Source organism: Pedobacter sp. GW460-11-11-14-TSB4, assembly GCF_059423705.1.
In genome coordinates, this window is record NZ_JBWKYI010000005.1 from 54,755 (window position 1) to 80,353 (window position 25,599).

Annotated in this window: 17 protein-coding genes; 14 read left to right on the forward strand and 3 right to left on the reverse strand. The window is 38.8% G+C overall.

Annotated elements, in window-relative coordinates:
* Positions 1-172: 172 nt before the first annotated feature.
* Entirely contained in the window at positions 173-2,608 is a 2,436-nt protein-coding gene (locus AC07YT_RS06915) for a TonB-dependent receptor (RefSeq protein WP_086545360.1), read from the forward strand.
* Between the two features lie 137 nt (positions 2,609-2,745).
* Here the strand turns inward: AC07YT_RS06915 and AC07YT_RS06920 are convergent, their stop codons facing one another.
* Positions 2,746-3,966 (reverse strand): metallophosphoesterase, encoded by a 1,221-nt coding sequence (locus AC07YT_RS06920; RefSeq protein ID WP_086545361.1) that lies wholly within the window; start codon positions 3,964-3,966, stop codon positions 2,746-2,748.
* Positions 3,967-4,181: 215 nt separating this feature from the next.
* Here AC07YT_RS06920 and AC07YT_RS06925 point away from each other — a divergent pair, with 215 nt between their 5' ends.
* The 13 genes from AC07YT_RS06925 to AC07YT_RS06985 all read left to right on the forward strand — a co-directional run bounded on the left by AC07YT_RS06925 (position 4,182) and on the right by AC07YT_RS06985 (position 21,662).
* Positions 4,182-4,628: an RrF2 family transcriptional regulator gene (locus AC07YT_RS06925; protein ID WP_086545362.1), complete on the forward strand. Its 447-nt coding sequence runs from the start codon at positions 4,182-4,184 to the stop codon at positions 4,626-4,628.
* A 675-nt stretch (positions 4,629-5,303) separates the two neighbouring features.
* Positions 5,304-7,394 (forward strand): ferredoxin-like domain-containing protein, encoded by a 2,091-nt coding sequence (locus AC07YT_RS06930; protein ID WP_086545363.1) that lies wholly within the window; start codon positions 5,304-5,306, stop codon positions 7,392-7,394.
* A gap of 104 nt (positions 7,395-7,498) precedes the next feature.
* Positions 7,499-8,269: a uroporphyrinogen-III C-methyltransferase gene (gene cobA / locus AC07YT_RS06935; RefSeq protein WP_086545364.1), complete on the forward strand. Its 771-nt coding sequence runs from the start codon at positions 7,499-7,501 to the stop codon at positions 8,267-8,269.
* A complete protein-coding gene (locus AC07YT_RS06940; protein WP_086545365.1) occupies positions 8,253-9,764 on the forward strand; it encodes a TSUP family transporter in 1,512 nt (503 codons plus the stop codon). The genes cobA (AC07YT_RS06935) and AC07YT_RS06940 overlap by 17 nt, the downstream gene beginning before the upstream one ends.
* Before the next feature lie 2 nt (positions 9,765-9,766).
* Complete coding sequence (locus tag AC07YT_RS06945) at positions 9,767-10,465, forward strand: phosphoadenylyl-sulfate reductase (RefSeq protein ID WP_086545366.1); 699 nt, start codon at positions 9,767-9,769, stop codon at positions 10,463-10,465.
* Between the two features lie 193 nt (positions 10,466-10,658).
* On the forward strand, positions 10,659-11,564 hold the full coding sequence (cysD, locus tag AC07YT_RS06950; RefSeq protein WP_057932867.1) for a sulfate adenylyltransferase subunit CysD: 906 nt from the start codon (positions 10,659-10,661) through the stop codon (positions 11,562-11,564).
* Between the two features lie 120 nt (positions 11,565-11,684).
* On the forward strand, positions 11,685-12,935 hold the full coding sequence (locus tag AC07YT_RS06955) for a sulfate adenylyltransferase subunit 1 (protein ID WP_086545367.1): 1,251 nt from the start codon (positions 11,685-11,687) through the stop codon (positions 12,933-12,935).
* Positions 12,936-13,593: 658 nt separating this feature from the next.
* Complete coding sequence (locus AC07YT_RS06960) at positions 13,594-14,361, forward strand: bestrophin family protein (protein ID WP_494945259.1); 768 nt, start codon at positions 13,594-13,596, stop codon at positions 14,359-14,361.
* 76 nt (positions 14,362-14,437) lie between these two features.
* Positions 14,438-14,908, forward strand: coding sequence for a hypothetical protein (locus tag AC07YT_RS06965; protein WP_086545368.1), 471 nt, complete (start codon positions 14,438-14,440; stop codon positions 14,906-14,908).
* A 678-nt stretch (positions 14,909-15,586) separates the two neighbouring features.
* A complete protein-coding gene (cobA, locus tag AC07YT_RS06970; RefSeq protein WP_086545369.1) occupies positions 15,587-16,381 on the forward strand; it encodes a uroporphyrinogen-III C-methyltransferase in 795 nt (264 codons plus the stop codon).
* Positions 16,382-16,676: 295 nt separating this feature from the next.
* The gene (locus AC07YT_RS06975) at positions 16,677-18,089 is read left to right on the forward strand and encodes a glycogen synthase (protein WP_086545370.1); all 1,413 of its coding nucleotides are present in this window, start codon (positions 16,677-16,679) and stop codon (positions 18,087-18,089) included.
* 9 nt (positions 18,090-18,098) lie between these two features.
* On the forward strand, positions 18,099-19,367 hold the full coding sequence (locus AC07YT_RS06980) for a glucose-1-phosphate adenylyltransferase (protein ID WP_086545371.1): 1,269 nt from the start codon (positions 18,099-18,101) through the stop codon (positions 19,365-19,367).
* Between the two features lie 510 nt (positions 19,368-19,877).
* Entirely contained in the window at positions 19,878-21,662 is a 1,785-nt protein-coding gene (locus AC07YT_RS06985) for a glycoside hydrolase family 15 protein (protein ID WP_086545372.1), read from the forward strand.
* A 271-nt stretch (positions 21,663-21,933) separates the two neighbouring features.
* On the opposite strand, the gene AC07YT_RS06990 is transcribed toward AC07YT_RS06985, so the two are convergent.
* Together AC07YT_RS06990 and AC07YT_RS06995 are read right to left on the reverse strand one after the other, a co-directional pair.
* Positions 21,934-24,123 (reverse strand): bifunctional alpha,alpha-trehalose-phosphate synthase (UDP-forming)/trehalose-phosphatase, encoded by a 2,190-nt coding sequence (locus AC07YT_RS06990; protein ID WP_086545373.1) that lies wholly within the window; start codon positions 24,121-24,123, stop codon positions 21,934-21,936.
* Positions 24,124-24,207: 84 nt separating this feature from the next.
* Positions 24,208-25,563 carry a sensor histidine kinase gene (locus AC07YT_RS06995; protein WP_494945250.1) on the reverse strand — a complete coding sequence of 452 codons (1,356 nt, stop codon included), beginning with the start codon at positions 25,561-25,563 and terminating at the stop codon, positions 24,208-24,210.
* Positions 25,564-25,599: the final 36 nt, after the last annotated feature.

A 25,599-nucleotide genomic window follows, 5' to 3' on the forward strand; every position in this document is an offset into this window, starting at 1 on the left:
TTTATTTAGATTGATTAAAAATAATATTTAAAATATTTTTAACACATTGTTGATAAGTTGTTTATGAAGTGCTACTTAACCGTTTTAGTAGGCTGTTCAAGAGAAAATTAAAATATTTTATTTGGATTTGATCTAAATAAATGATTGCTTTGCGCAAAAAAAATAATAGTAAATGAAAAATCTATACTTAATTGCAATCCTTGTTTGTGGATTTATGTTAACAGGTAAAGCACAAACTGTTACCGGAAAGGTAATTGGCGAAACTGCTCCGCTTGCGGGGGCAAATATTAAAGTCGAAGGCAAAAATGCTTCGGCTACAACTGCTGCTGATGGCAGCTTCGAGTTAAAATTAACCGAAGGTGCTTACAAATTACAGGTAAGTTATGTAGGATATACAACCATACTGCAAAAAGTAAGTTTGGCTAAAGACCAAACGGTTAATTTAACCCTTTATTTAAGCCCTACTTCCAATATGCAGGAGGTGGTGGTGGTTTCATCACGTAAACCGACCAAAATCAGCGAGATACCAGGTACAGTTTGGGTTGTAGACGGTGCAAAAATTCAGGAACAAGCCAGAGCAGGGATTCCGCTTAAACAAACATTGGCGCAATTGATCCCGAGTTTGGATGCTGGTCCGGAGGGACGTACGAATTACGGCCAAAACCAACGCGGCAGAGATGCATTGGTGATGATTGACGGGGTATCGTTAAACAGTACACGTGGTGTAAGCCGTCAGTTCGAATCGATAGATCCTTTCAACATCGAAAGAATAGAGGTATTGTCTGGAGCAAGCGCCGTTTATGGCGGTGGTGCAACAGGCGGTATTATCAACATTATTACCAAAAAAGGGCAGGATAGTCAGCCAAGCTTCACTACACAGGTTGGTGTACGCAGCGGTTTGAAAGAAAAAAGTGACCACGATGTACGTGTAGCACAAGCGATTTCAGGCGGGAGCAAAGATTGGAACGGACGTATCGGTATGGCCTTCCAGAAAAATAACGCAGCCTATGGCGCAGATGGAAAACAGATTTTTACTGACATTACACAAACAGATTTACAGTATAACCAGTCCTTCGATTTTTTCGGAAGTACTGAATTTAAATTGACAGACTACCAAAAACTATCGGTGAATGCCCAATATTACAATTCGGGTTACCGTGGTGATAAAGACCTTTTCCTGGGTACAAATTATGGTGGATTATTATCAAATCCGGCACTTTTAGAAATGAGAAATGGTTATTCAGCAGATGTTGACCCAAAAACCAGCCGAGCGAATATCAATGCCAATTACCAGGCCAGCGACATTTTGGGTGGACAAACACTTTATGTACAGGCAGCGGCAAGAAATGAAAAATTCAGCTTTCACCCATTTCCGGGACAGGCAGCAATACCTGGTGTGCTTTACAGCGGATCATCTATCCAAAACACGAATTATAGTGCATTAAAACTCGTATTGAATAAAGATTGGAACCGACTAAACCTTACTTATGGAATTGATGCCGATAATGAGAATTTTAATGCCCAGCAAGCCCTGTTTGATAGAACAAAAGCTGCCACATCGGGCGGTTTAAACAATACTACAGTAGCGACCATTGCCCGTTATCCAAACTTTAGGGTGAATGGTTTATCTGGATTTTTACAAGCTCAGGTTAAAGTAGCCGATTTTTTAACTTTATCAGGAGGAGTGCGCCAGCAACGCATGTTTGTTAAAGTTGGCGATTTTGTGGGTACTGCTGCAGCGGTTCCTTTGGCTTATGGCGTGGGTAGAACGGCTACTGCTATTGCAGGTGGAGAAAACCATTATGATGTGAACTTATTAAATGGTGGTTTGGTATTTAAAATCAATGCCCCTCAACAGGCCTGGGTTAATTTTTCACAAGGTTTTAACCTGGCTGATCCGGCAAAATATTATGGACAGGGTGCTTATACTTTAGCTGGCACCAACTGGAATTTAGGTAACTCGATTAATGTTGCAAGTTCTCCTTTAACCGGTATCAAAACAGAACAGTACGAAGCAGGTTACCGTTATCGCACAGGCGTATTTAATGCACAGGTAGCTGGTTTTTATGCCTTATCAGATAAAAATGTGAAAACCAACAGCACATTCAACATTGAAGTTTTTGATGAAAATGTACGGAATATAGGTGTTGAAGGTTCATTATCGTTAAACCTGCAAAATGGTTTCGAGGCTGGAGTAAACGGTTTGTATATCAAAACCCAGAAACAAAATGCTGATGGTACCTGGTCTTTACAGGATGTAACGGTGGCCAGTCCGTCAAAAATTGCAGGTTACCTGGGTTATAACGGAAAAGTATTCGGTTTAAAAGCACAGGCTTTTCACTCGTTTGATTCGAAAGGTTATGCAACAATTGCAAATGTTGCCGTGCAAAATGAGTTAAAAGGCTTCACCACGGTTGATTTATTAGGTTCGGTAAAATTATTTACCGGAAGTTTATCATTTGGGGTACAAAACCTGTTGAACAAAAACTATCAGACCATCTGGAGTCAACGCTCACAGTTTTTATATCAATCCTTAGCGAAGAAAGAAACCTTTTATTATGCAGGCCGTGGCCGTACGTATAATTTGACGTATACGCTTAATTACTAGGTTAGATTTTTTCGGTCGTCATCTCGACTGTAGCGCAGCGGAATGGAGAGATCTACCTAGGCAGATTTCTCGGCTTCGTTGCACTTCGCTCGAAATGACGACCTTTTTGTTAGAAAGAATAGTTGGTAATAACTGTTTTACTTCCGCTTCAATTCAATTACCGTAATCTCCGGCCAGATACCAATTCGCCCTGAAAAGCCTAGAAAACCGAAGCCTCTGTTTACATTCAAGTACCTTCCGTTTTCGGTTTTAATGCCCGCCCAATGTTTGTAACGGTATTTTACAGGGCTCCATTTAATCCCAAAAGCTTCGATCCCAAACTGCATACCGTGTGTATGTCCGGCCAGCGACAGCTGAATTTTCGAAGGATAATTTTTTACCTGCGCATCCCAATGCGAAGGATCGTGTGATAAGAGAATCTTGAAATCGTTAACAGCGGTATTTTGCAGGGCTTTATTCAAATCGCCGCGCTCTCCAAAACCAATTCCCCAGTTTTCTATTCCGGCCAGTATAATTTTCTCGCCATTTTTATGCAGTTCCACATGTTCATCCAATAAAAGCTTAAAGCCAAGTTCTTTATGATAAGCTTTTAACTGATTTAGATTCTGTGTTTTATCCGCTTCTGTAGGCCACTTGATATAGTCACCATAATCGTGATTGCCCAAAACGGAAAATTGTCCGAAGGGTGCTTTGATTTGCGAAAAATGGCCAATGTAAGGCACAATTTCAGAAGAGGCATTATTGACCAAATCGCCGGTAAAAACAAACAGATCGCTCTTTTGGGCATTGATCATGTCGATACCTTTTTGTACCGCTTTAGGATTGGTAAAACTTCCCGCGTGTACATCCGATATTTGGGTTAGCGTGAAACCATCAAAACTGGCAGGCAGATCATCAAAGTATAAAGTATGTTTAATTACGCGGTAAGCATATTTTCCCTGGGTAATGCCATAAGCAAATAAGGCAATGGTTAAACAGAACATTACAAAGGCAAAATCAACCCAGTAATTGCTGCGGCCTAAAATATGGAAACCTTCTGGCTGAAAATTAGTTGAAAGCCCTAATAGCAAGCGGTAAACATCGCCCAGAAGCAGAAAAAAGGCAAATACAATTTCTGCGGCAAAAATGATCAGAAAGGCATGGCTGATGATCTGGAAGAACCTGTTCATGCCCTGAATCCGCATCTGCTGAATGGCGTAAAGTAAAGCGAAAGTTAGTCCAACAATAAAGACCCAGAAAATAGGACTAAGCCAGGTAGATTGATTGATGGTACCCAGGCCAGATAAAACATAGGCGTTAAGGGCAAAAAATATAATTGCAACGATTAGGAGCGGCAATAGATTGAGTTTTCTTTTCATTGTTAAAAATCTGTAATTCAGAATATAGGTAAAAGTAGAATTTAAACGCTGATAATAAGCTACTGTTACGGTTAGCGATTATTTTTACGCTGGTTTGATTAAAGCAATTATCGTTATTAAGCCTTATATTTATCAATATCATAGTTTGTTGAATTAAAATCAACTTCCTGTTGCATATTTTATAATTTACTTTCTTTTATTAGCTTTGTGCAAATATGCTGTCCAAAAAAACAAAGTATGCCATTAAAGCGCTTGTTGCGCTTGGTAAAAATTTAGATAAACCACCTATGCAAATTTCAAAAATTGCAGAGGAGGAGCATATCCCGAAAAAATTCTTAGAGCAAATCCTGCTCGATTTACGTAACGCTGGTTTTTTATACAGTAAAAAAGGCGCAGGCGGTGGTTATAGCTTAAACAAAAAGCCCGAAGAGATTTTATTGGTACACGTAATGCGTGTAACTGATGGTCCTATTGCCATGGTGCCTTGTGCAAGTTTAAATTTTTATCACAAATGTGATGAATGTGTTGACGAGAAAACCTGCGGAATCAGAAGTGCCTTTATTGATGTTAGAGATGCTACGCTTAAGGTTTTAACCGAAACGAGCATTGCAGATGTAATTGGCCGTGAGGATAACCTGAAAATCGGGGTTATTAATTTATAATATTTATTTTTCGCCATTAAATCCGTCACCCGGAATTCATTTCAGGGTCTAATACGATATGTCTTAAACCTCGCAGGTTTTAAAATATTAATCCCAAATTCATTTATTGAGTTTGGGATTTTTTTTTTTGGAAATGAAAGTTCAGTTTTTCATAGGGGTTTTCAGTCCCGCTTTCCGTTTGTAGTGCCGGCTTGAAGCCGGCAGCTACCACTGCAATCGGGTTTATTTAACAGCGGTAGTAGCAAGATCGGGAGTTAAGACCTCGAAGGTTTTTAAAACATGCGAGGTCTTAATCCGCGTTAGCGCCCTAATCAGTTGACAATTTTCGGTTTTCAGTTATCAATCTGGAATTAAGTTACAGGTTGACAGTTAGCTATTTATTAACCAGCCATTCAAAACAGATCCTGAAACAAGTTCAGGATGGCGTTTAGCGGAGGTCACCTGCCAGGTTTAACAGGTTTTCGTAAAATTTTTCATAATAAATTACGACTATTCCTATATACTTTATATATTTGGCGTATGAATTTCAATTTTATACCTAATCAATTAATCGCTATGCAAATAATGTGTTGTTGTAAAACGCAGTAATAGGAGCCTACAGATAATTTTAAGTATAAAATATGGAATGCTTCTCGGTAACAGGGAAGCATTTTTAGAATAAAGCTAACAACACATATGCAAAGTTTCAGAACAGAACTCGAAAATCCGATTGTCGAGCAGGACATTATCGATTTGGAGAATAAAATTAAAGCTTTTAGAGATGGAACCATCCACGACGAAAAGTTTAGAAGCCTCCGCTTAGCACGCGGTGTTTACGGTCAAAGACAGCCTGGAGTACAAATGGTGCGTATTAAACTGCCTTTTGGTAAGGTAACTTTTAAGCAGTTGTTACGTATTGCCGATATTGCTGATGAGTATGGAAGTGGAAATTTACACTTAACTACCCGTCAGGATATTCAGATTCACTATGTAAGTTTAGATCGCACACCAGAACTTTGGGCTAAATTAGAGCAGGATGATATTACGCTTCGCGAGGCTTGTGGAAATACGGTACGTAATGTAACCGCTTCTCCAAATGCTGGAATTGATGCAGAAGAACCTTTTGATGTTTCGCCATATGCGCAGGCCGTATTTGCTTACTTTTTGCGTAACCCAATCTGTCAGGAAATGGGTAGAAAGATTAAAATTTCATTCTCTTCGAGTGATAGAGATACCGCGTTTAGCTATATTCACGATTTAGGTTTTATTCCTAAAATTAACGAAAATGGCGAACGTGGATTTAAAGTTTTATTTGCAGGTGGTTTAGGTGCGCAGCCGTTTTTAGCCAATGCGGTACATGAGTTTTTACCTGAAGACCAGTTAATTCCATTTACTGAATCGGTTCTTCGTGTATTCGACCGTTATGGCGAACGCACCAACCGTAACAAAGCGCGTTTAAAATATTTAGTTCAAAAATTAGGTTTAGAAGAAGTTTTACGTTTGGTTGCTGAAGAGCGCATTGCCAACAAAGTAAAAACCTTTAAAATCGATATTAATACGGTACCTCAGCCACTCTTGCCTTTAGAACAGGAGTACCCTGCGGTAGAAATATTAAACGAAGCTCATTACAAACACTGGTTAGCGACCAATGTAATTGAGCAGAAACAAGCCGGATTTTATGGCGTTTATGTAAAAGTTCAGGTAGGCGATATTAAAACTGATAAGGCGCGTGCTTTTGTTGATGCCATCAGACTTTATGTGGCTGATGAAATCAGGATTACGCAAAACCAGGGCTTATTATTAAAGTTTGTACGTAAGGAAGCATTGCCTTCATTATATTCAGCTTTAAATAAAATTGGTTTTACTACAGCAGGCTTTGATAGTTTAGCTGATATTACCACTTGCCCTGGTACCGATACCTGTAATTTGGGTATTTCCAATTCAATGACCCTGGCTGAGGTTTTAGAAGAGGTGATTTATACGGATTTCCCTGAGTTTATTTACGAGAAAAACATCAAGATCAAAATCAGCGGATGTATGAACTCTTGCGGTCAGCATGGTTTAGCTGAAATTGGTTTCCACGGAAGTTCGGTAAAAGCTGAAGGAAAAGTTGTTCCGGCAGTTCAGGTGATGTTGGGTGGTGGTACAGTAGGTAATGGTGTGGGTAGAGTAGCAGAACGTGTAATTAAAGTGCCTTCAAAAAGAGCAACCAGTGTTTTACATTTCATTTTAAATGATTTTAAAGCCAATAACCTGGAAGAGGAGAACTTTCACCAATATTATGATAGAAAAGGTAAAGACCATTTTTATCAGTTGTTAAAGCCACTGGCCGATTTAACCAATCTTAAAACAGAAGAATTTGTAGATTGGGGACACGTAGAAGAGTTTGTAACTGCAATTGGTGTAGGCGAGTGTGCCGGTGTGGTAATTGACTTAGTCGCTACCTTATTGTTAGAGGCCGATGAAAAATTCGATTGGGCGAAACAAAACCTTGAGAAAGCTGCTTATGCCGATGCCATTTATCATACTTACAGCACTTTTGTGAGCGCTGCCAAATCGTTATTGTTAGATAAAGGTGTAAATAGCAGCACACAGGTTGGTGTGATTCGCGAATTTGATAACCATTATGTAGAAACCGGAGAATTTAATTTATCGACCAATTTCTCTGACCTGGTTTTACAGATTAACAAAAACGAACCAACAGCCGAGTTTGCTCAGAAATATTTTGAAGAAGCAAAACAATTTTTAAATCAGATTAAGGAGAAAAGGGCCGTATTAGCGAAATGAGATTTGATACAATAGATAGGAGATTGGAGAACTGCAGACGCTAAATGCCATGCGCCAAACAACTCTTCATCTAGTCATTCAAAATTCAACAATTAAAAAGAAACATGGTTAATCAAAATAAAGAATCAAAAATAACCCTTTTAGGCGCTGGTCCTGGAGATCCTGATTTATTGACACTAAAAGGCGTAAAAGCATTGCAAACTGCTGATGTGGTTTTGTATGATGCCTTAACCAACGAAGCTTTATTAGAGCATGCTCCGGCAGAAGCCATTAAAGTTTATGTAGGGAAACGTTCAGGTGAGCATTCTTATCCTCAGGATACCATCAATAAATTAATGATTGATTATGCCTTAAACTACGGTCACGTGGTGCGTTTAAAAGGTGGCGACCCATTTGTTTTTGGCAGAGGTTACGAAGAGTTAGATTATGCGGCATCGTATAGTATTCCGGTAAGTGTAATCCCGGGTATTTCGAGTTCTATCGGTGTACCAGGCTTGCAGCAGATTCCGGTTACACACCGTGGCATGAGCGAAAGTTTTTGGGTAATTACCGGAACAACCACTTCCGGAGAAGTTTCGGCTGATATTTACCAGGCCGCACATTCTAATGCCACTGTTGTGGTACTGATGGGACTTAAAAAGTTGCCAAAAATTGTAGAGATTTTTAAAGCCGCAGGCAAACATCATTTACCAACTGCAGTGGTTCAGAACGGATCGGCAGAAGATGAAAGATTAGTAGTTGGTGTGGTTGAAACTATAGAAGGCTTAGTGCAACAAGAAAATATTAAAGCACCCGCTTTATTAATTTTTGGAGAAGTTGTATCATTACATCCATCATTTAAGAAATTAATTAAACAATATGCAAGTATTGCCTAACCAACCTAATAATGCAGAATCTTTTTCGGAAGAAGAAAAAGGTAACCAGCTCTTTCCGGTTTTTGTAAAGCTGAACAAGCTGCGTACATTATTAATTGGTGCAGGAAATATTGGGCTGGAGAAGTTAACAGCGATTGTAAATAACAGTCAGCAGGCAACCATCACCATTGTTGCAGAATTAATATCGCCAGAAGTTTATGCCCTTATCGCCAATTATCCGCTGATAAAGGTGAAGCAAAAAAGTTTCGACGTAGATGATCTGAACGATATTGATATCGTTTTTGCGGCAACCAATAACAATATTTTAAATGAAGAGATCAGAAAGGTGACGCACGAGCGTGGCCTGTTGATCAATGTGGCAGATAAGCCAGAACTGTGCGATTTCTATTTGGGATCAATCGTTCAAAAAGGCGATTTAAAAATTGCCATTTCCACAAATGGAAAATCACCAACCATAGCCAAACGTTTAAAGCAGATTTTAAATGAAGGTTTGCCAGCTGAGCTTGATGAAACACTGCAGAATATGAGTGCTTTGCGTCAAACTTTAAATGGCGATTTTTCGGCAAAGGTTAAAAAACTCAATAAGGTTACCCAAAGTTTAATTAACCCTAAAAAAAGTTTTGCCGAACGGAACATTAAATGGTTAATCTGGGTGGCATCCGTTCTACTCATTGGTGCTATCGGCTTTTCTTTGTGGAATACGGAACCAGAATTTCAAGCATTTTTAATTAATATCGATCCATTATTCTATTGGTTTTTAGGTGCTGGATTTGTATTTGCCTTAATTGATGGCGCAATTGGAATGTCGTACGGTGTTACCACAGCATCTTTTTCGTTAGCGATGGGTTTACCACCGGCATCGGCAAGTATGGCCATTCACATTTCTGAAGTAATGAGTAATGGTATTGCAGGCTGGATGCACTACCGTATGGGTAACGTAAACTGGAAACTATTCAAAATTTTAATTATCCCTGCCATTATCGGGGCAGTTTTAGGGGCTTATATTCTGTCGTCATTAGAACATTACAGTGCTTACGTTAAACCGGTTGTTGCTGTTTATACCTTAGTTTTAGGGGCAATTATTTTAATGAAAGCCTTTAATATTAAAAGAAAAAAAGCACAGGATAAAATTAAGAAAATTGGCTTGTTAGGCTTTGTAGGCGGTTTTATCGATGCGGCCTTTGGTGGTGGCTGGGGTTCAATCGTATTGTCGAGTTTAATTGCAGGCGGCAGGCACCCATTATTTTCATTGGGTACGGTAAAAATAAGCCGCTTTTTTATTGCCACGCTGAGTTCGCTTACCTTTTTTACCATGTTAGGTGGCAAACACTGGGAAGCTGTTTTGGGCTTGATTATTGGTAGCGCAATTGCATCGCCAATCGCCGCAAAAGTATCGAACAAAATTTCGGCAAAAACGATTATGGTTGCTGTAGGGATTATTGTGATGATTGTAAGCTTGCGCAGTGTGATTATGTTTATTTTAAAATTAATTTAGTGATGGAGAACCTAGAGGAGATCAAAGCAGAACTGGCAGGTTTAAGTACAATTGATAAACTGAAATTTTTGGCAGCTAAATATGCCGACCGTATTATATTTTCGACCAGTTTTGGTTGGGAAGATCAGGCGATTACACATTTAATTTTTGCCAATAATATTCCGATTAAGGTTTTTACTTTAGAAACCGGACGTTTGTTCCCGGAAACGTATTACGTTTGGAACCGAACCTTAGAAATTTATAATAAACCCATTTATGCCTATTATCCGCAAAACGAGCTGTTGCAGGATATGGTAAATACAAAAGGCCCGAGTAGTTTTTACGAATCGGTAGAAAACAGAAAAGAATGCTGTTATATCCGTAAAATCGAACCTTTAAAAAGAGCATTAAAAGGTAATGAAATCTGGGTAACCGGAATCAGGGCCGATCAAAGTGCCAATCGTGAAGATATGCACGATTTAGAATGGGACGAAGGAAACCAACTGGTTAAATTTCATCCTATCTTCGATTGGACTTTAGATGATGTGAAAGCCTACATTAAAGAAAACAACATTGTTTACAATACCCTGCATGATAAAGGTTTCCCTAGTATCGGTTGTGCCCCATGTACCAGAGCAGTACAGCCAGGCGAAGATTTTAGGGCCGGAAGATGGTGGTGGGAAGACCAGAGTAAAAAAGAATGCGGTTTGCACGCTACTTAAGGTATAAGGCGGAGGGCTAAAAGGTGGAAGGTTTATACTCCTTACTCGACGAAACGTTGGAATATTTCAACGTTCAAACCTTTCAACTTTACAACAATTTTAACAACAACAACAACACAACAAATATAACAAGTTGAATAATGAAGCCATTTAGCATTTAATCATTCAACATTTAAACATTCCAACATTTGCAATGAGTACATATAATTTCGATTATTTAGATGAACTAGAGGCCGAAGCCATTCACATTTTACGTGAAGTAGCGGGTCAGTTTGAAAAGCCAGCCTTATTATTTTCGGGTGGAAAAGATTCAATTACTTTGGTTCGTTTGGCAGAAAAAGCTTTCCGTCCGGGGAAATTTCCTTTTCCTTTAGTCCATATTGATACAGGCCATAATTTTGAAGAAACCATTACTTACCGCGATCAGATGGTAGAGCGGATTGGTGAAAAATTAATCATCGGATCTGTGCAGGAATCAATAGATCAGGGTAAAGTGGTAGAGCAAACTGGTAAAAATGCCAGTAGAAATGCTTTGCAGACGGTAACCTTACTCGATACCATCGCGAAATACCAGTTCGATGCCTGCATCGGTGGTGCACGCAGAGATGAGGAAAAAGCAAGGGCAAAAGAACGTATTTTCTCTGTTCGTGATGAATTTGGCCAATGGGATCCAAAACGTCAGCGTCCTGAACTTTGGAACATTTACAACGGTAAAATCCACAAAGGAGAAAACATCCGAGTATTCCCGATCAGTAACTGGACAGAATTAGATGTTTGGAATTATATCCGCAGAGAGAAAATAGATTTGCCAAGTATTTATTTCTCACACGAACGCGATTGTATCACCAGAAACGGACAGTTGATGGCCGCTTCGCCATTTTTAAATATGGATGATGAAGATGTGGTAGAACGCAAACAGGTTCGTTTCCGTACCGTGGGCGATATGTCTTGTACCGCTGCAGTAGAATCGGATGCCACTTTGATTGATGATATTATTTCTGAAATCAGCGCTTCTAAAATTTCAGAGCGTGGTGCCCGTATGGATGATAAAGTTTCTGAAGCCGCAATGGAAGACAGAAAAAAAGGGGGATATTTTTAGTCCAGAGTCCTAAGTCAATAGTCTTTAGTCTGTGGCTCATCATTTAGGCCATCAACTAAAAAACTATTAACCATCAACCAAAACATTAAAATATTTCAACATTAAAACATTTCAACAATCGTGAACATATTAAAATTTTTCACAGCAGGCAGTGTAGATGATGGTAAAAGTACCTTAATCGGCCGTTTGTTATACGATACAGATTCTATTTTGGCCGATCAGTTAGAAGCTTTACAGAGCTCTAACCGCAAAAATGATGACGGCACAATAGATTTAGCCATTTTAACCGATGGTTTAAGGGCAGAGCGCGAGCAGGGCATTACCATTGATGTAGCCTATAAGTACTTTCAGACCGAAAAACGCAAATTTATTATTGCCGATACTCCTGGTCATATTCAATATACAAGAAACATGGTTACAGGCGCTTCTACAGCCAACCTCGCCATTATCTTAATCGATGCCCGTAACGGCGTGGTAGAACAAACCATCCGTCACTCCTATATTGTTTCCCTATTGGGTATTAAACATGTAGTGGTTTGTATCAACAAAATGGATATGGTTGATTATAGCGAGACCGTTTATAGCGCAATTATAGAAAAGTACAAGGTTTTGGCACAGCAGTTAAAGCTGGCTGATGTAACCTACATTCCGGTTAGTGCCTTAAAAGGCGATAACATCGTGCAAAATTCAGGTAATATGGATTGGTATGAAGGAGAGAGTTTGTTACACTTCTTAGAAAAAGTTGATACCGATAACTTAGATAAATCGCAATTGGCCCGTATGCCTGTACAGTGGGTGGTGCGTCCGCAAACTGAAGAATTACACGATTACCGCGGTTATGCAGGTAGGGTATTAAGCGGAACCTTTAACTTAAATGACAAGGTTACGGTATTGCCTAGTGGTGCGAGCTCTACAGTGGAGAAGATTGAATTTTTTGATCAAACCCCAGATGCCGCTCATGCTGGCCAATCGGTAATTATCCACCTAAAAGATGATGTAGACATTAGCCGTGGCGATACCATTGTAAATGCTTCGGCTTTACCACAGGAATCGAAGCTGATTGAAGCAGATCTTTGCTGGATGGATGGCCGTGCATTAGATACCTCTATCATGTACAATATTCAGCATAACAGTAAAATTACCCGCTGTAAAATCAGTGAAATTTTGCATAAGGTTGATATCAATACCCTTGAAAAACATGCTGCTGATGAATTTAAATTGAATGATATTGGTCGTGTGATTATTAAAACTGCTGATGCTTTGGCCTTCGATTTATATGATGATAACCGGGCAAATGGTTCAGCCATTTTGGTAGATACGCGTACGAACTTAACCGTTGGTGCTTTAATGTTCAGGGCAGCAGTAGAGTAGAAAAGTAGGGAATGTAAAATGGAAGATGTGGGATGGAAAATGATCAATAACCAATTTTCAATCCTCAATGGCTGTAGCTTTATCGCATATCGCTAAAATCTTGATATTTTTAATTCCTTAATGCTAGAAGAACGGATGATATAAGCGGTGAGATGGAAATGATGAATATTTTATTTCAACTCATTGATCCTAAATCCTATGTGTGATGGAAGATATAATCCAGTAGAACCACAACCAAATATAATAATGAAGACTTTAGGTTTTTAATCTAAAGGGAAAGCAATTTCAGCGGGGCACCATCAGGCAGCCCCGTTTTTCGTTTACACGCTTTTTAAATATTTTAAATTTAAGCCCTTTAATTTTTTTTATATCTTAGTTTAAATCCCTCAGATAATTTTCCGAATAAACCTAAAACTATGCACGCTGGAAAGAAATACACCTTTTTCGAATTTATTGTATGGACCCGACGAGATATTTATCGTTTAACCATTCTCGCCATTATTCCAACTGTTCTTTATCATTTCTGTAAGTTCACATTTCTTTCCATTTCCTGGGTCCCGGTGGCACTTTTAGGTACTGCTGTTTCCTTTATCATAAGTTTTAAAATAATGCCAGTTACGCACGTCTTTGGGAAGCCAGGCAGATTTATGGTGGAATTATCAATGCGAGTCGTGCTTTTGGGGTCATGGTACGCGATTACCTGGCCAATCAGGATAAAAAGGCAGACATTCAGGTTATTTTTTACCGCCATTTCGCCTGGTTAACCGCCCTTCGGTTTCAGTTAAGAGAGCCGAGGGCCTGGGAAAACTCGAACGATCCCCGTAATATAGAATATGCCAGACTATATCATGTTTCCGAAAAAACGGAGAAGTTAGAAGATATCTTATCGAAATATCTTTCAACAGATGAGTTGAAATACATTTTAACCAAGAAAAATAAATCTACTCAGTTAATGGCTTTACAATCTCGCCATATCAATAAATTGGCTGCTGCAGGGAACTTATCCGACTTGCAACTACAATCTTTGCAAAGTTCGGTTACCAGTTTTTACGATAACCAGGGCAAAGCCGAAAGAATTAAAAATTTCCCTTACCCACGCCACTTTTCATCAATAGCAACCATTATGTTAAACTTATTTGTGTTTTTAGTGCCATATGGCTTATTAAACGAGTTTAACAAACTGGGGAATGGTACTTTGATTGAGGGTTATTCTATTTGGTTAAATATTCCATTCGCCATTTTACTCACCTGGGTGTTTAACTCGCTGGATATTGTTGGCGAAAGTTCTACCAACCCTTTTGAAGGAAGTGCCAATGATGTGCCAATTAGCAATATCTCGCGGACAATAGAAATCGATATGAGGGATATGCTTGATGAAACAGATCTGCCGCCGGTACTAACACCCGAAAATAGTATTCTGATGTAAATTTGCATTATGGAAATGATGGGAAATAGTCATCGTATTTGTATATTGAAGTAGAAAACAATAAACGACAAATACCATGAAAAGAAATATCCTTTACCTTGCCCTGGCAGCAATCCCTTTTGCGTATGCCTGTACCCAAAATAATAAAACAGCCACTGGCGCTAAAACCAAAACCGATTCTTTGGTTACTGAGAACTGTTATGCTGCGGCCTTTGAAAAAGACAGTGCTGCCATGAATGTTAAAATATTGGCCTCTGGTAAAGTTACAGGCTCATTATTGATTAACTACGGAGAGAAACCCCATAACAATGGCACCATTGATGGAAAATTTAATGGCGATACTTTATTGGTCGATTACCGCTTTAAAACCGGTGAAGATACGGTAAGCGTTTATACCAATCCATTGGCATTTTTAAAGAAAGATGGAAAACTCATTATGGGCATAGGGCAAATTGAAACCACGCTCGGAAGGTCGTATTTTGTTAAAGATAAACCTATTAATTTCGAAGCCGGTAAATTTATTTTTCAAGGTGTAGATTGTAAGTAAATTTAATTCTGAGCTAAAATGAAAGCTAATGGTCTTAGCGTCTCGCTAAGACCATGTTCATTTTACTATGTTTGTTTTTGCCACGGAGGCACAGAAAACACGGAATCTCCAATCAGTTGGTCGTCCTGAGCGGAGCCGAAGGATCTTTGAAGTAGCTCTCATGTGTCAGCATAAAGATTATCCATGCTACTGGTCTTAGCGTCTCGCTAAGACCATGTTCATTTTACTATGTTTGTTTTTGCCACGGAGGCACAGAAAATACGGAATCTCCAATCAGTTGGTCGTCCTGAGCGGAGTCGAAGGATCTTTTGAAATAGATCTTCTGTGTCAGAATAAAGATTCTTCATCGCCGCTACTGGTCTTAGCGTCTCGCTAAGACCATGTCCGTTCGTTTTTATTTTGTTTGTTTTTGCCACGGAGGCACAGAAAACACGGAATCTCCAATTAGTTGGTCATCCTGAGCGAAGTCAAAGGATCTTTGAAGTAGATCTTATGTGTCAGAATAAGGATTCTTCATCGCGTTCAGAAATATAAGTTCCTCATTAACAGTTAAAATCATCAAAATCGACACCTGCTAAAAAATTAAATGAAAATATTTTAAAATAAATTACTACTATTCCCATAGACTTTATATATTTGTATAATTAACAAACGTATAACGAGCTTAAATTATCTGTTATGATTTTGAATAAAGTAGAAAAAGCGAACATTGAACCAAGAATTACTTTAATAGGTGCAGGTCCTGGCGATCCGGATTTATTTAGTTTAAAAGGTGTTAAAGCATTAAAAACAGCTGATGTTGTTTTGTATGATGCAAATGTGAACGAAGCTTTATTATGTCATGCACCAGATGGTATTCCAAAAGTTTACGTGGGTAAACGTTCAGATGATGAATCGTTTTCGCAGGATGCAGTTAACAAACTGATTGTTGATTATGCTTTAAACTACGGTCACGTGGTACGTTTAAAAAGCGGCGATCCGTTTTTCTTCGCCAAAGGATACGAAGAAATAGATGCTGCAGAATCGTACAGTATCCCTACTGAAATTATTCCGGGTATTTCGAGTGCAACGGGTGCGCCAAGTTTGCAAAAGATCCCAATGATTTATAAAGATTTGAGCGAAAGTTTTTGGGCAGTAACCGGAACAAACTCAAAAGGAGAAATTTCTGAAGATTTATATATCGCAGCAAAAACCAAAGCGACTATTGTGGTATTAAACGGAATTGAAAAAGTAAAAGAAATTGCAGCCATATTCCAGGCAGAAAATAAAAATCTTTTGCCAGTAGCAGTCATTCAAAATGGTTCTACCTCAGAAGAAAAAATTGCAGTTGGCATTGTTGATACCATTGCTGAGATTGTTGAAGATAAAAGAATAACCGCACCAGCTTTATTGGTTTTTGGAGATGTAGTTTCCTTACACCCGCAATTTCAGCCGATCCGCGATTTCTACGAAATTATCGCCGAAGAATATTAAGATATTTTTTAAACCAAAAATATATTTGTTTTGTTGTTAAAACCGCTTAAGGATTTAAGCGGTTTTTTTGCGTTTGGTAGAGTCGCTGTTGATGTCAAAAAATCCAGGTATAGATAACTCTTATTAACCGCATAATCTGTTCTACTTTAAGATGGATGGCCTTGCCGAAAGGGTTAAATGAGCCATATATAGGGTATTTAACAGTTTAAAACGATTAACTAAAAATTTAATTATCATTATTTGCAAAATTCAAAACAATTAGTAACTTACTTAGGTTATCTAGACCAAATATTTGATGGAAATTATACATATAAGTGCTGAGTGTTACCCTGCAGCAAAAGTTGGAGGTTTAGCCGATGTAGTAGGAGCCTTACCAAAGTACCAAAATAAATTAGGCCACATTGCCAAGGTGGTAATACCAGCTTACGATACAAAATTTATCCGTGAAAGTGAATTTGAAGTGACTTATGATGCCTGGGCAAATTACGGAAACAATCATTTTCAATACCGCATATTAAAAGAAAAAACCAATAAACTTGGTTTCGATTTATACATTGTTCATATCCAGGGTTTAACGGATCGCCCGGGCGTATATGGATATCACGATGATACAGAAAGATTTGTCGCTTTCCAGATTGCCACACTCGATTGGATTGTACAATGGGAACATCGTCCGGATGTCATTCATTGTCACGATCACCATACAGGTTTAATTCCTTTTATGGTTTCAAATTGCGTAAAATATAAGCCAATAAGTGGCATTCCGACAGTTTTAACCATTCACAATGCACAATATCAGGGTCAGTTTGGCTGGGATAAATTATACTATATACCAGCATTCGATTTATGGAAAGGTGGTTTACTGGGCTGGGAAGATGCCATTAACCCTTTAGCATCGGCCATTAAATGTGCCTGGAGGGTAACCACCGTATCGCCAAGTTACCTGGATGAGATGATGAACAATGCACGTGGATTGGAAAGTTTGTTAAGGCAGGAGCGATGGAAATCATTAGGAATATTAAATGGAATCGATAGCGAGGTTTGGAATCCGGAAACCGATCCGATGCTGAGTAAAGGTTATAATTTAAAAACAGTTGAAGCAGGCAAACTGGCAAACAAAACAGCACTCTGTGATGTTTTTCAATTGGATGCGTCTAAACCCCTGTTTACTTTTATCGGCAGGTTAGTTGATGAAAAAGGAGCCGATTTATTGCCCGATATTTTTTATACCGCTTTACAACAACATGGTGATAACATCAATGTTCTGGTGTTGGGATCAGGAGACAATTGGGTGGAAGGCCGGTTAAATCAATTGAAAGATATTTTTACAGGTAAATACAATGCTTATATTGGCTACAACGAACAGGTTTCGCACGAGATGTATGCTGGAGCAGATTTTCTGATTATGCCATCACGGGTTGAACCTTGTGGTTTAAATCAGCTTTATGCATTAAGGTATGGAACGGTTCCTATTGTGCGCCGTATTGGAGGATTGAAAGATACAGTCATTGATATAGGCGATAAGGGCTTTGGGATTTGCCACGATCAAACCAGTATTTGGGATGTTACCCACGCCATTAACCGTGCTGTTGAATTATATAATGATAAAAAAGCTTTTAAAGCAGTTAGAAAAACAATGATGAAAATAGACCATTCGTGGGATAAGGCAGCATTGAATTATATTGAATTATATCAAATATTAAAATAAGCTTAAACTATGACCGACAAAGTTTTAGGCGTTATCCTTGGCGGTGGCCAGGGCTCTAGATTATCGCCACTAACACAAACACGTTCTAAACCGGCAGTTCCGATTGCTGGTAAATACAGATTGGTAGACATCCCGATTTCAAACTGCCTGAATTCTGGTATTCATCGAATGTTTGTGTTAACCCAGTTTAATTCAGCATCCCTAAACAAACACATTAAAAACACGTATCACTTTAGCCATTTTAGTACGGCCTTTGTTGATATTTTGGCGGCTGAACAAACTGTACAAAACTCAGGTTGGTTTCAGGGTACAGCAGATGCAGTCCGTCAGTGTATGCATCACATTGTTTCGCACGAGTTCGATTACATCTTAATCTTATCGGGCGATCAGTTGTATCAGATGGACTTTAAAGATATGATCGAAAAACATATCGAAGCCAATGCAGAAATTACTATTGCAACTATTCCGGTGACGGCAAAAGATGCAACTGATTTTGGTATTTTAAAGGCTGATGATGAAAACATGATCACTTCTTTTATCGAAAAACCTAAAACGGGTTTAGAAGATTGGATTTCGGATACCGGTGAAGAAATGCAGGGCGAGGGACGTAATTTCTTAGCTTCGATGGGTATTTACGTATTCAACCGCGAGTACCTGATCAATATCTTAAATGAGAACGAAGAGGAGAAAGATTTTGGTAAAGAAATTTTGCCTAGAGCAATTTCTCAGAGCAGGGTTTTAAGCTATCAGTACGAAGGTTACTGGACTGATATTGGAAATATTTCATCTTTCTTTGAGGCCAATTTAGGCTTAACGGATGAAATTCCTAAATTTAATATGTTCGATAGTAACCATGCTATTTTTACAAGAGCGAGGATGTTACCGCCATCGAAAATTTCGGGTACCACTTTGGATAAAACCATTATTGCCGAGGGCTGTATTATTCAGGCCAGTAAAGTAGAACATGCGGTTTTAGGGATCAGATCAAGAATTGGAAAAGATACCGTAATTACCAATGCCTACATAATGGGTAGCGATCGGTACCAAACACTGGAAGAAATTCAGGATGAAACCAGTAAAGGGCATTCATTAATCGGTATCGGAGACCGCTGTCATATTAACAACGCGATTATCGATAAAAACTGTCGCATCGGGAACGATGTAAAAATTAATGGCGGCGACCATTTAGAAGATGGCGACTTCGAACTTTATGCCGTTAAAGATGGCATAGTGGTCATTAAAAAAGGAGCAGTAGTGCCTAGCGGTACTGTGATTTAAAATAATCATTATTCATTAACCAGAAGCCAGTCGCGATTTCGTGGCTGGCTTTTTATTTGGACGAACCCTTGTTTATAAACCTGATAAAGCGGAAAGCCCGGAGCGAGGAACGAGTGAGGACTCTGATAAATTTTTAGTTTTATTTGGAAGGCATTTGCAGTAAGTCTTTTTAATGTTGGCCCCGCTTTTCATTACTTCCGATGAAAAATCGAAATCATTTCAATCGGCCTTATTGAAATAGGCCTGTGCTAATTAAAAATGTATCAGAACCCTTGTTTATAAACCTGATAAAGCGGAAAGCCCGGAGCGAGGAACGAGTGAGGACTTGAAGCGATTGCAGGGCTGGAGTAAGCGATTGAAACAGAACCCTCCATTTCCAAAAACGAATAAATACCTCATTATTTTAGCACAGATTTTATAAGTTTTTAAAGCCTGTAAAAGCTTTTTTAAAATTTTCTCTCTAACATTTTCCTAATCGGCTTGTTACTAAAATAAACAAAATTATAGTCTATGGCCGAAAAGCATCTTTATCAAACCGGAATTATAGGAAATTGCGCTTTCATTGCACACGTAAATAAAAACACCGATATATCCTGGCTTTGCTGGCCCCGCTTCGATAGCCCTTTTGTATTTGGCAGTTTATTGGATGAGAAAAAGGGAGGTGAATTTTCAATCTTGCCACAAGGCGAATTCACTTCTCATCAATATTATATCGAGAACACCAATGTGTTAAGAACAGAGATTACTGCCGAAGATGGAAAATACCGGATTACAGATTTTGCACCCCGTTTTCATCTATACGATCGTTATTTTAAACCGCTCATGTTCATCAGAAAAATCGAACCTTTGGAAGGGAGCCCGCGCATTACCATCAAGTGCAAGCCTGTGTGCGATTATGGAAAAGGTAAAATGAAATCGAGCAGGGGCAGTAATCACATTGATTATCTGGGTTGTGACGAAAATATCCGTTTAAGTACGAATGTATCGCTTACCTATATTTTTGACGAGAAAGCATTTGTACTGAATGAGGCTAAATATCTCATCATGACGTATGGCCAAAATCTGGAAGCTCCTGTAGTAAGTACTGCTGAAAATTTTTTGCGTGAAACGATAGCTTATTGGCGGTTATGGATTAAACATTCGTCCATTGCAGGTTTTTACCAGCCTTTTGTTATCCGTTCGGCCCTGGTGCTTAAAATCCACCAATATGAAGACACTGGCGCAATTATAGCTGCAAGTACAACCAGTTTACCAGAATCACCGGGTAGTACCCGAAACTGGGATTACCGGTATTGCTGGCTGCGCGATTCTCACTATGTATTAACTTCGTTAAACCATATTGGCCATTTTGAAGAAATGGAGCGGTATTTTAATTACCTGTCTGATATTTCGCACGCGGAGGATATACGTTACCAACCCCTGTATGGCATTGCGGGTGAAAGGGAAATTACCGAACGTACATTAGACCATTTGACAGGATACAAGGGCGAACAGCCCATTAGGGTAGGGAACCAGGCCTATGAACATATTCAGAATGATATTTATGGTCAGGTTTTAATTTCGATGTTACCACTCTATACCGACCACCGTTTTGTTTTTTCAGAACGTAGCGATTCGGTAAGGTGGATTGAAAGTGTGCTTTCTAAAATTGAACGGACAATTGATGAAAAGGATGCCGGAATCTGGGAATTCAGAAATATTGCCAATGTACATTGTTACAGTAATTTATTTCAATGGGCAGGCGCACAGGCTGCTTTAAAAATGGCCAAAACAATTGGTAATGATGATTTTGAGAAACGCGCGCAGGTTTTAATTGATAAAGCTGCTGCACACATAGAAGCCTGTTACGATCCGGAACGAAAAGTGTATACCAACGCTGTAGGAAGCCCGCATTTAGATGCCAGCACCTTACAATTGATCATGATGAATTATTTGGATCCTGCATCAGACCGGGCAAAGGATCATTTAATAGCTTTAGAAAAAGAACTGAAAACGGAAGATGGACTATTTTACCGTTATTTACATGCTGATGATTTTGGTAAACCAAAAACCACATTTTTAATTTGTGCCTTTTGGTATGTGGAAGCTTTGGCATGCGTTGGCCGAACCGATGAAGCGATAAAAGAATTCGAAAACATTATTAAATATTGTAACCACCTTCTTTTATTCAGTGAGGATGTTGATGCTAAAACGGGTAGCCAGTGGGGTAATTTCCCGCAAGCTTATAGCCATGTGGGATTAATGAATGCGGCTTATCGCATTGCAATTAAACTGGATAGGCCGATATTTTTGTAAGGCAGTAAGTGGATTGCAAATCCACATTTCAAGAGTCGGGATTGCAAATCCCGACTAACTTAAAAATATCGTCATCTCGACTGGAACACAGTGAAATGGAGAGATCTATATAGTTAGATTTCCCGATTACGCTGCATTCCGCTCGAAATGACGATTCCTATTGAGAAAATGTTTTTACTTAATTGATGTCATTCCCGTGTATCCGGGAATCTTAGAGCAATAAGCATAACGTCATCCCCAATCGAGTTGGGGATGACGTTTACGCTAAAATTTAACTCCTTCCCACAAACTCTTCTTTTACTAAACTCCAGAGCAGTTTTCGCACTTCTTTAAAATCATTTAGGTAATACTTGGCTTCTGAAATGTTATTGCCAACTTTAATGGTAAAAGCATCATCTGGCAATGCCCTAAAAATATCTTCATCGGTATGGTCATCGCCAAGCGCCAAAATAAAATCAGGTTTTTTATTGTACAACCAATTTAAGGCTGCTTTGCCTTTGTTAACCTCCATGTTTTTAAACTCGATTACCTTATTGCCTGGCATGAGTTGCAGGCCTTTATCTGCAGCCAAAATTTTCATATGGCTGATAATTTCATTGGCCCTTAAATCGCCAAGTCCTTCTTCTGCTTTCCGGTAATGCCAAACCAATGAGTAACTTTTTTCTTCGATAAACGATCCCGGCGTACGGTCGGTATAAGTTTCCAATAGCGTTTTGATTTCCTGTTTCCACTGATCGGTTAACAGTGGCAGGCTGTTCCATTTATCTTCGAACGATTTTTGCCAGGCTCCATGCTCCGCAATCAAATCTACCTTTAGGTGCCCAAACCACTTTTCAAGCGTTTCATTTCTTCTGCCACTAATAATTACAACTTTATTGGCCTTATCAAGCGTTAGGTTCTCAATTAAATCGTATAATTCTGCATCTGGCGAAGCATCGTCAATATTTCCCGTAAAATCTACCAGTGTGCCATCATAATCTAAAAATAGTACACGATCTTGGGTTTTTGCATATTGGCTTGCAATTACTTCGTTAATGGCATTTACGGCATGTTTTGTTAATAAGGATTTTTGAGAATCTTTCACTTCGTTTAATCTTAAAATAAAATTGTTCACCCAATGTTTAACATTGAATTTTTCTACAATTGCACGCATGGCTTTCATACGTTGTTTTTGTTCTGCTAAAGGCATTTTAAGCGCAGTTACAATGGCTTCCATAATGTCGCCGAGGTTATTCGGATTAACAATAACTGCATCTGTTAACTCCTTGGATGCACCGGCCATTTCGCTTAAAATCAACACCCCGTCATTATTGTTCCGGCTGGCCACATATTCTTTACTAACCAGATTCATTCCATCGCGCATAGGCGTAACCAAACAGATATCTGCTGTGGAGTAAAGGGCCGATAACACTTCAATAGGGAAGGAGCGGTAAAAATAATTTACCGGAATCCAGTTCATTGAACGGTACCTGGCATTTAAATTTCCAACAAACTGATCAATCTGATCTCTTAATTCACTGTATTTTGGTACGGTATCCCTCGAAGGAACCACAATCATAAAAAGTTCGATTTTGCCAATATATTCGGGATGGTGCTGGAGCAGTAATTCTAAAGCTTTTAACCTTTCCAGTATGCCTTTGCTATAATCGAGCCGATCGATAGACAAGATTACTTTCGTATGTTCCTTACCTGATCTGAAATAGGCAATCTCTTTTTGTACTTCCTCCGTTGCGGTTAAACCTGAAAACTTATTATAATCGATTCCCATTGGGAAAGCTTCCACTACAATTTGTCGTTCGTTGCTGCTGAGTATGTTTGATGAGGAATTTACCGGAAGTAAACGTGTTGCGGTACTGATAAAGTGGCGAACATCATCAAAAGTATGGAAACCGATTAAATCGGCACCGATAAGCCCGTTTAAGAGCTCTTCACGCCAGGGAATCAACCTGAATATTTCGTATGACGGAAAGGGTATATGCTGGAAAAAACCAATGGTGGCATTAGGAAGTTTTTCTCTTAATATGCCTGGGAGAAGGAGTAACTGGTAGTCCTGGATCCAGACTTTATCTTTTCTGTTCAGCACCTGCATCGCGCTTTTTGCAAATTTCTCATTAACCGATCGATAGCAGTCCCAGTAGTTTTGTTCGTAATGTGCGTAAGTAACGAGGTAATGAAATACGGGCCATAATATTTCGTTCGAAAAGCCTTCGTAATATAAATTGATTTCGTTTTGAGTAAGGAAAACCGGGTAGAGGTTTAGTTCGGCAAGTTTTTGTGTAACTTCTTCCTGACGTTCTTCTGGTACTTCAATTCCTGGCCAGCCGATCCAGATGGAATTTCCTGATTTATAAACGTCTCCTAGTCCGGTAGCAAGGCCGCCTTCACTCGGAATAAACGTGTATTCGTCGTTTTCTTCAATGATTTTAACGGGTAGTCTGTTCGATATTATAACTGTCTTCATGCTTGTATTTGATGTATCCACATCATTAAAAGCATATCAAACTGGTTTTGTTTGATATTTTAACTCAAAAAAACATTCAAATGATTAAACATAATTAAATACCAACGAAAAAGTAGTGCCATTATCGGGTATTGAAATAACTTCTATACTGCCCCTGTGCATTTTCATAATATTACGGCTAATGGTTAAGCCTATTCCTGAACCATTTTTTCTGGTGGTGTAAAATGGGACAAATATCTTTTCGAGATCACCGGCATCGATACCCTTTCCGTTATCGCTCACATCAATATACAATTTGGTGTTTTCTAAGCGATAATTTACATTGATGTGTGGGTGTTCGCTGTTTTCTACAGCATAAATACTGTTGGTAATCAGGTTAATCAGCACTTGTTCAATTAATTTTAAATCGAGCTGAATGGTGATTTTTGAAGAAGTTTGCTCCACATCCAATACCACATTTTTAACTTTTGCAAAAGGCTGCATTAATACTTTAATGTGTTTCAGTATTTCGCCAATGGTATGCGATTCGAGGTTTGGGGTAGGCAACTCAGCAATCAATCGATAGTCTTTCACAAAATCCAATAAGCCCGATGATCTACGCTGGATGGTTTGCAAAGCTGTTTTTAAATCATCCATTTCATCTTCGGTGAGCATTTTTTTATCACTTACCATTTTGTTTATGGTGTCAGACAGTGAACTGATCGGCGTGATCGAATTTAAGATCTCATGAGAAATTACGCCAATTAATCTATTCCACGCTTCTGTTTCTTTTTGCTCAATTTCATCTTTAATGTTTTGAAAACTGATGATGGTATAATTGTTTCCGTAAAGGTTTAAAGGGATCACTTCGGTTGATAATTGAATCAGTTTATCCTGGATTTTTAACTCCAAAAATCTTTTTCCTCCTGAAGAAATCTGTTCAACCTCGTTAGAAAAACTGGGCAGGTGCTCCTTTAACCGGTGCCAATATTTATAAGCAGGAACACCTAAAAGACTGGATGCTGCCTGGTTAAAAAACGCAATCTCTTCTTTCTCCTGCTCTGTATTATTGACCACAATTACACCCACAGGAACTTGTTCCAGAATGGTTTTGATCAGTTGAAAAATAGCTTCCTGTTCCAGCCGGATTTGTTTGTGGACCTGTAAAATATCGCTGAATGATTCGTATAATTCAGGGAAACTTCCTTTAGTTGCTTTGTTTTTGAAGTTTAGGGTATGATCTCTTGTTTTAACGGCTAAGATAAAACGGTTAATATCTGAGCGGATTTGATTGATGTAATAGTAAAGTGAAATGATGGTTCCCAACAAAATCAATGCAACACCTGTTATCGTAAACCAGAGCTGCGTGTTTTTAATCAGGTAAAATAAGAGGTAGCCGAGCAGATTGATGATCAGCAGGCGAACTATTAAACGAAAAGTAAAACGTTGGTAAAACATCATTAAGGTTTAGGGTTTAAGGTCTAGGGTTTAGGGTTT